The sequence below is a fragment of the Burkholderia sp. SRS-W-2-2016 genome (assembly GCF_001931485.1).
Classification (GTDB): Bacteria; Pseudomonadota; Gammaproteobacteria; order Burkholderiales; family Burkholderiaceae; genus Paraburkholderia.
The window spans coordinates 1-7,646 of the sequence record NZ_MSDV01000098.1; the positions used below are offsets into that span (position 1 = coordinate 1).

Annotated in this window: 7 protein-coding genes; all 7 read right to left on the bottom strand. The window is 58.0% G+C overall.

What is annotated here, in order from left to right; all coding sequences use genetic code 11:
- Positions 1-343: 343 nt before the first annotated feature.
- Positions 344-2,374, bottom strand: a complete 2,031-nt coding sequence (locus BTH42_RS33915; protein ID WP_075305533.1) for an MFS transporter — start codon at positions 2,372-2,374, stop codon at positions 344-346.
- 156 nt (positions 2,375-2,530) lie between these two features.
- Entirely contained in the window at positions 2,531-3,976 is a 1,446-nt protein-coding gene (locus BTH42_RS33920) for a Dyp-type peroxidase (RefSeq protein WP_075305534.1), read from the bottom strand.
- Positions 3,977-4,797: 821 nt separating this feature from the next.
- Entirely contained in the window at positions 4,798-5,313 is a 516-nt protein-coding gene (locus BTH42_RS33925) for an N-acetyltransferase (RefSeq protein WP_075305535.1), read from the bottom strand.
- 191 nt (positions 5,314-5,504) lie between these two features.
- Positions 5,505-6,209 (bottom strand): hypothetical protein, encoded by a 705-nt coding sequence (locus BTH42_RS33930; protein WP_075305536.1) that lies wholly within the window; start codon positions 6,207-6,209, stop codon positions 5,505-5,507.
- A gap of 431 nt (positions 6,210-6,640) precedes the next feature.
- Positions 6,641-6,997, bottom strand: a complete 357-nt coding sequence (locus BTH42_RS33935; protein ID WP_143752324.1) for a hypothetical protein — start codon at positions 6,995-6,997, stop codon at positions 6,641-6,643.
- A gap of 77 nt (positions 6,998-7,074) precedes the next feature.
- Positions 7,075-7,455: a helix-turn-helix domain-containing protein gene (locus BTH42_RS33940; protein ID WP_256702516.1), complete on the bottom strand. Its 381-nt coding sequence runs from the start codon at positions 7,453-7,455 to the stop codon at positions 7,075-7,077.
- The coding region (locus BTH42_RS35855) for a hypothetical protein (protein WP_218642038.1) at positions 7,452-7,646 on the bottom strand (195 nt) is incomplete at its 5' end. The genes BTH42_RS33940 and BTH42_RS35855, both read right to left, overlap by 4 nt.

Sequence of the window (7,646 nt, forward strand, 5' to 3'; positions counted from 1 at the left end):
GCAGCATTGATGGCTTCGGCCGTCATCGGACCGTTGCCGAACTGCTCAAGCAGTTCGGCCGGAATCGCCGGCAGTTGCACCGGCTGGGCTTTCGGTTTGCGAGGCCTCCGTGCGCGGGCGTACGTTCCGGCAAAGCTCTTCGAGAAACGAAGTCGGTTTACTCTTCGCATGGTTAAGCCGTTTTCCGAAGTTCGAGAAGTTGGCTTGAGGCCAGCTTGTTGACGGACAACACCTACTCCACTTCGTTGGTCATACCCAGATATGCGTTCTCACTTTGCCTCCCGGTTGGAAAGCTGCACGACGAAGCAGACGTAAGGTCGGCCCTACGCTGGGCGCTGGTTGACTAGCTGCCGGATGAAGGCGGTGCTTGCTGCGGTGCCATCCGTCGCCGAATAATCGGCACAGGCTTTGCGTCCTCGCCGTTTTGTCGCCAAGAGCGCAGCGTATCGAGCGCGACCGAGTAGCGAACGTAGCGATGCCACACGAAGGCGAGATCAAACACGAGAATCGCGAGCCACCACGCGTAGAGGAAGAACGCACCCGCCATCACCACGGGCCACAGCGGCTTGTCGGTCACATCCAGCATGCGTATCACGACGATCACGCCGACTACCACTGCGCCAATGATGATCAGGACGCGCCGGCCCCGGCGCGGCGTGCGCGCGGACCGCCACCCGCTTGAAGCAATAACGAGAGCAGCGGCGACGAAAGCCCATTTTCCGGCGTGTCCCACTTGCGGGACGGTTATCCCTGCGAGCTTGCCGAGCGGTGCCGCAAGAGACTGCGCGACTTTGTCTGGCAAGACGAACCAACATATCCCGGCGGCGATCAGGAAACTACCGAGCGCCACGACCCGCCACCGCATCCCTGTCGTGGTGAACCACTTGTTATTCGACTTAACCAGACGCGGCAGTCGAGCGGCGCAGGTCGCGCCCATCAACAGGCAGGAAAGCGCAAACACCGAGCGGGGCAGGTACGCGAACCCAGGTGGTTGCGACAGAAGGGCCTGCGCAGGCGCAGGCGCGAGCGCCTTGTATAGCATGAACACCGCGGCCAGATGCAGTACGAAGCTGATGAGATAGGGAATGGTCGTACTGACGCCGCCGCGCCAGCGCCTCGATTGCGGTTTTTGCGCCGCGTTGCCGAGTACAACGCTCTCGATGAAATGTCCGAACACATCTTTATCTGCCCAGTATTCCGTATGTGCCTTACCCGGCAGCCAGTAACGGCTGAACCCTACGTCATGCGATTTCTCGAACTCGAAAGCAGCTTCGCAGTGGTTCTGCTTCAGATACGCGCGCGCCGTCTCCAATGAGAATCCAACCGGGTCGCCATGATCGTAGTAGTTGCGCCACTTGATTGGCAGCGTCAGCGTCAGAGAATGTCCGCCTCCTTTGCGCGCCACAACGATCCCGTTCCCGGCTTTTTTGCAGTCGGTGGGGAAGCTTTCCCACAGCTTCGGCCAAAGCAGGATGTGCTTGTCGATGGGCGAGCCAATTGTCATGAAGCCGCGCAGACACTTCACCCATTCGGTTTCAACGTGCGAATTCCTGTCGTCCGGGTTGCACGTCGAATCGCGGGACAACGCCTCCAGAATGCCGAGGAAGCTGATCACCGTGCCTTCGCTGTGCGCGACGATATACACCTCCGGGTCGCAGCCGCAGCGTGCGCCGACACGCGAGACGATCTCCTGCATCACCCGGTGGAAGCGGAACAGAATGACTTCTCGCCTGTGCTTGAAGTCGGCGACGAGCTGCACGTCGCCGACATAGTCGCGTAGCAGAGCCGCGAGGTCGAACTTGAAGAGACCGGCGCTGTCCGCCACGGTGAGTAGCTTTTGCATCACGTTGACTGTCTCGACGATCTCCTCGACAACGCCCGCGGCGAGCTTGAAATCGGCAGGCTCGAGTGCCCGCTGTCTGACGCTTTCCATGTAACTCGATTCCGCGCGGCTCACAATCGATAATCCCCACGCCTTGCTTTCTTCTAGCTTGTCTTCGTCCTTCACCACCTGCCGTGGTATGTCCGCCCAGTAGACTTCGCCGAAAGCGAGCGACGAGTACAGTTTGCGCTGCTGCTGTTGCTTGGGCGACATGTTGTGGCTGGCCGGAGGCAGGTCGAGCCCGCGCACGTCCACTTCACCCACGCCGGCGATATCGAAGTAGCCGAGCGGCATCACCGGCAGCGGCGGATCGTGGCGCTCACCAAACTGCTTCGCTACGGATCGCACGGTGTCGCTGCGTAGCTGGCTCCCGATCCCGTGGATCGCCACGATGATCTTCTGCTTGATGCGTACCGGCTGGCCGCTAGAATATACGGAGGGATCGGCTTCCACGTCCGAGGGGCTTTGCTCAGTCACGGTCGAAGCGTCCATGTCGTGTCTCTGGTAGTGTCGGTATCGCGTGAGGCAGAGCCCGCGGGACTCTGCGCACGCTGCATGCAGGCGAATCAGGAAGCTAGTGCATTGGTGGTCGAGATCTCAAGCTGGGTCGCGCGACATTCACAGTACGCGGGCGACTAAAGACACGCCTCAGCGCAAAAGCGATTTGAAGAACGAGATGGACGGCGCAAAAAAATACTCACCACCTTGCATCGTGACAAACCCAGAGAACTCGTCTTCGGGCCGTCCGTCGCTCAATACCTTTCCGTACTCGACAACCCACTTCTGCTTCGAGGGCCCTTTTGGCTGGCCAATCAACGGATCGATACCAGTATCCGGACGGCGGAATCCTGCGTTGTTCACCCACTTCTGCTGCGTGAATTCGAACTGGTTTTCGAGGCTGCTCTGATACGCCATGAAGAGCAATCCGACGTTGCCGGTCGGCTTGTCGTCGCTCTCCTCGCTATTGGGCTTGTCGGTGCGCACGCCGTACGGAATGCCGCGCCGCGCCATCAAATGGGTCTTCGAATCAGGCGTATCCGTGCGCGGGTTTGTCTTGCGAATATGCCCGGCAAACGGACACTCCAGTCCGTCAGGGTCAGCCGCATAGTTGAAGTTATTGCTGACGCCGGTGCCCGGAACCGGCATGCTCGACGCCGATGGGGCGGTCTGCCCGACAATTGGGGTGCCATTTTCGAACCGGCCCACTACATTCGCACCGATGTCGATCGCCTCAGGATCCTTATCGTGGTGTTTGGCGAGATTCTCGCTGATCTCTTTCTCCCGTTCCTTGAATGCCTTAACGTTCTGCTCCAGCTTCCGGAACACAAAGAAGCTGCCATGACTGACTTCCAGATTGCCACCCGGGCATTTGACCAGCACCTGACTCAGCGGGATTGATGGGTCCCACGCCGATATTCCACCACGCTTGTTCTTCTCTTCGTCGACGTCCTCGGTCAGCGGTAGAGGCTGACTTCTGCCGTCGACGTAACCAAAGTGCTCGATGCCGATCCCGTCGTCATTGAAGAGCGCGTTTCCATCTTCCTTGAATCGCGGATTGAGCAACCTCACCGCATCGTCCGTGGCGGTGATTCGGGCAACCATGGCGTCGCGTTCGCGATCGCGCATGTCGGCCGAGTCCGCGGCGATGAGCAGCATGGCGTCGACTGTTTGGGAAAAGCACTCATCCCACATGGCCGGCTCAGGATCCTCTAGCTTCCGCGCCTTCATTCCAGCTCGGAACGCGTCGCCTTCCGGCTTGGCCGTCGTCTGCCCGAGGGCGTCGTAGCCGCTAGACGACAGCATCGCCGCGATGAACGTACCGCCGCTGACGCCAGATACCTTGAATACCTGCGGCTTCGTCAGCTGGTCGAGTGCGGTGGTCACGTCCGGCGCGAGCGACGCGACGAACGCCTTGGCGGCCGTCTGCTTGTTCGGATCGAAAGCAACAAACAGGTTACTGGTGAAATTGCGACCATGTCCCTTCAGAATGTTGCCCTGGAGGTCGTTGAGCATTGCGAGTTCGGCTGCAGCGTCGGGGTTCAGCGCCGCGAGTGATTTCGTCCACGAGAGCGTTTGCGCCAGGTTGAGAGTCATCTTCTTTCCTTTTAGGGAGCACCTCGCGAACGCGGCGCGACGCCCGTCCCGCCAACTCGTCCGCGAAGGTTGGTCTTGAGGTCCGTTGAAATTCAACAGCGATAAACACGCGAAAATCGGTGAGCGCATCGCTCAAAGCGCTTTAGTGCGCCTACGACTCCCGACTCGCCGGGTGTGCGTGCACCCACAGAAGCAAGCGTTCGTTCGCTAGCGCCTCCGGTGGTTTAAGGTCACGGTCGTTTTTGTTAAGTTAGCTTTAAGCGGTTTTATCGAGCATCAATGAAAAACCGATTTTTGGACTTCAGTCTGCCGGACCTATCGCGGCGCACGAACATGCGTCAGTTAGTTTTAGATTAATTGCAAACTGAATGTAACCTAGGAACAAAGCCTCGATGTTGCAAGGTTGCCCTGGATCGAGTGCCGGAAACGGCTAGAGATTGGCGGCGTAGGCTAACGCGCTATGTGCGTCGTCCGCGCGTTCCTAGGTACCGAGCTTCGCGTAGCGACTATAAGCCTTTGACAGGCTGGACTCGTTCCTAAGGATAGGCTCTTTCAAAAGGACGCTCCGAGGCGTGTGCCCATAACGCAGAAATGCGCTGCAGATTTCGGTCGCTCAGGCCTTTCGAAAGCCCTATTTAATCACGGCTTATCGCAACGGTTCGAACTGGCGCTTTGGCCGAGTTGTTCACGTCAAGCATCCCGCAGCTTTCGAAGTAAACCGACCGTTCAATGACGGCTTCGCGTCTTGTGCGAACGGTAACTACTGGCCGACTGATGCAAAAAAACGACGCAGCTTCAATTATCGAGCCATAGTCTGTGCATCAGACAATTGCATCAGCCGGAAGCGCACGTTCCATCACTATCGCGTGGCTAGCAAAATTTATTGCTGGCCTCCGCAGCAACTCAATGAAGCCTTCGCGTTTCCAGAAATTGAAGGCTCGCGGGTTTGTATCGATAACGGCAATGCGCAATGCGCGACATTGCCAACCCGTCCCGATTGCTTCAGCGAGAAGCAGAACTTGTGGACCCAGGCCCCGCCCTTGGAATCGCTCCCGGAACAGCAACAGGCCAATGAAAGCAATGTCGGTCTCTGGATAGCCCCGTACCATCTCCATACATCCGACCGCCTCGGCATCAAGAACGACTTCATAGACGAACTTGTCCGAATAACCTTTTCCCGGCGGCAGCGCATCAAGTACCTCAATGGCCGCGTCCGAAGTTGGCAACTTGCCCTCGACGGCCAAGCTGTAGCCCGGAGCACCCTCAAGTACTGCTTGCAGCCGGTCTATGTCATTCGGTAACTGGCGGTTGATCAAGTGCAAGGTGGGTGTGGACATGATCCTGGCGATTCCTGGGAGACGAACGACATTGATTGTCCACGAACGACGCAACGGTGTCGAACGGCCGATTCTGGCCCGACTGCCGTCCGGAGCAGGCGGCCGGACCGCCCCGAAGATGCCGGTCGACATTCGCGCTTCTCGGTGTTCCCTTTTGAAGTATTCCTGACGGACGTATACGCGATATATGGTCAGGCCTTAAGGCGAGCTTCGCAGAACGTCTCAATGGCGCGCAATGAAGCGATAGCATCCCCCACCGGATCAGTTTTCACTTGTGCAAGCACGCGCTCGATCTCTACCTTCTGCTTATCGAAAAGCTGGCGAACGAAGTCCGGTACCACGGGCGAATGCAGAAATTGTTGAATCTCGGCAATGTTCGGCTTCGGACCTTCCACGGGACCGAGGGAGCTGAGACGAATTGCAAGAAAGGCGCTGAAATCTTGCGCAAACTCAAGACAAAATCGGGCTGCATCTACGGCCGGCGCGGGAATCTCAATCAGGTCGCCGGCACGACCAAATCGGTGGATATCGTTTGGCACGAAGTAGCGCCCGTCTGACCACGCGCTTATCACCGGATTACCATCGTGAGTAGCTGCATTCCTGCTAAGCCAAATGAACTTTCCATGACGCAGGTCTTCGATGTCTTTCCACGTGATCGTCGGATTCAGAAACGTTGAGCCAGCATCCTTAAGAGTTTGAACAGTGTTGCTAAACGCTGAGAACGCGTAGACGATCTTACTTTCCGTTTGTTCGTCGCCTTGCTGCCCGCTGAGGAACCTCTGCATCGATTGATCGCAGCAGTCGATGACTGAACGCAAGTAAAAATCAAATTCTTTGACCTTCGAATTGAAGAAGCTGGACACCCAGCGGCGGTGCTGATCTTGCGTTAGGTTCACGTCGGAACGCTCCTTTTGTGGAAACGGCATTGTAAGACGCATCCGAGCCTTGCCGAGGGCCACATTTGAGCCGCACTGGCCAACGTTCGCGGCCTTCGACGCGGCCAATGTGCATTGCACAGGAATGACTGTTGGTCGCAGTGAATGTGACGTTCTGCAACCGCATCATTGTCGCGGTCAATGTCGGAAACCGGCCGAACTAAACCCAACGAGCCACCCCATCTATCCGTTCAAGCTAAACCCTCTACATTTCACCGAATCCACCTCAATCGCGACGGCACATTTGGTAGCGTTGTACTGCCGCCTGCATTGACTGACTCTGTCGGCTACGGCGGCGTCCGAATTCCACCGCCATCATCTCCGGGCGTCGAACCCACGAAACACAAAGGGCCGCAACCGCGGCCCTTCGCATGTCTATCCACCAGTAATAATCAAGCGCGCCCGCTCCCCTTCGTCTGCGCTTGCCACACCTTCCGCAGTTCCTCATTAGCGGCTTTGCGTTCGATCGCAAACGCTTCGCGCTCGCGCGCTTTGGCCGCGTAATCGTATTCCGGAGTAACGGTCAGGCACTGACGGACATGGTCCACCGAGACATTCACTCGCTGGCCGGGGCTGAAGAAATTGCTCGCGCCCAACCACCTCTCGATGTGCTCCCACGGCATGAACGGCTGCTGCGGGCGCATTGGTGTATCCGGTGAATAGCCGTCTGGCGTATCGCGCAACGTGACAGTTAGCCTGCGTACGCGTCCCGCTCGGGATGAGCGTGCTTTATGATTGGCGTCAGCCATGGTCAGTTCCTCTTTTGAACCGGTCGTGGTCAGCGGGTCGTTGGGTTGCAGCCCATGCGGCCCGCGCTTTTACTGCCTCACACTTCTCCTTCTTCATCCTTCGGTCTGCGCAACGTTGTTGCGGCGTCGTTCGTTGCCGCCGTTTGCGCCGGCGCACTGCCTGCACTCGTGCCGGACACCGCACCTCCGAGCCGATTCCTGAAAATCATCGCTTCGAGCACGGCCTTGACGACGTGCCGCTCGTCATCGGACATCGCGCCCAGCGCTTCGAACTGAAGGCGGAACTCCTCATCTGCTCCCCGCTCGCCCTCATCGAACAGCAACGCATCGGCGCTGACGGACAACGCGATGGCGAGCCGTTTGAAAACATCTACGGCGGGCTGACTCACGCTCCCTTCATAGCGACGAATCTGCACGACGTGAACGCTGGCCCGGTCGGCCAGTTGCTGCTGGGTCATGCCGCGCTGTTTGCGAAGCGCGGCGAGGCGGTCAGAGAAATCCATCTTTCAGAAAAACGAGTGGGATAGACAAAGGCGTTGATAGCCCGACAGTGTTTGAAGAATGAGATCGAGTATAGCGTGATGGATATATCAAAAATAGCTAATTTAGATGCACCAGCAAGGCCGCCCCGCTCCCCAAAGCCCCACCC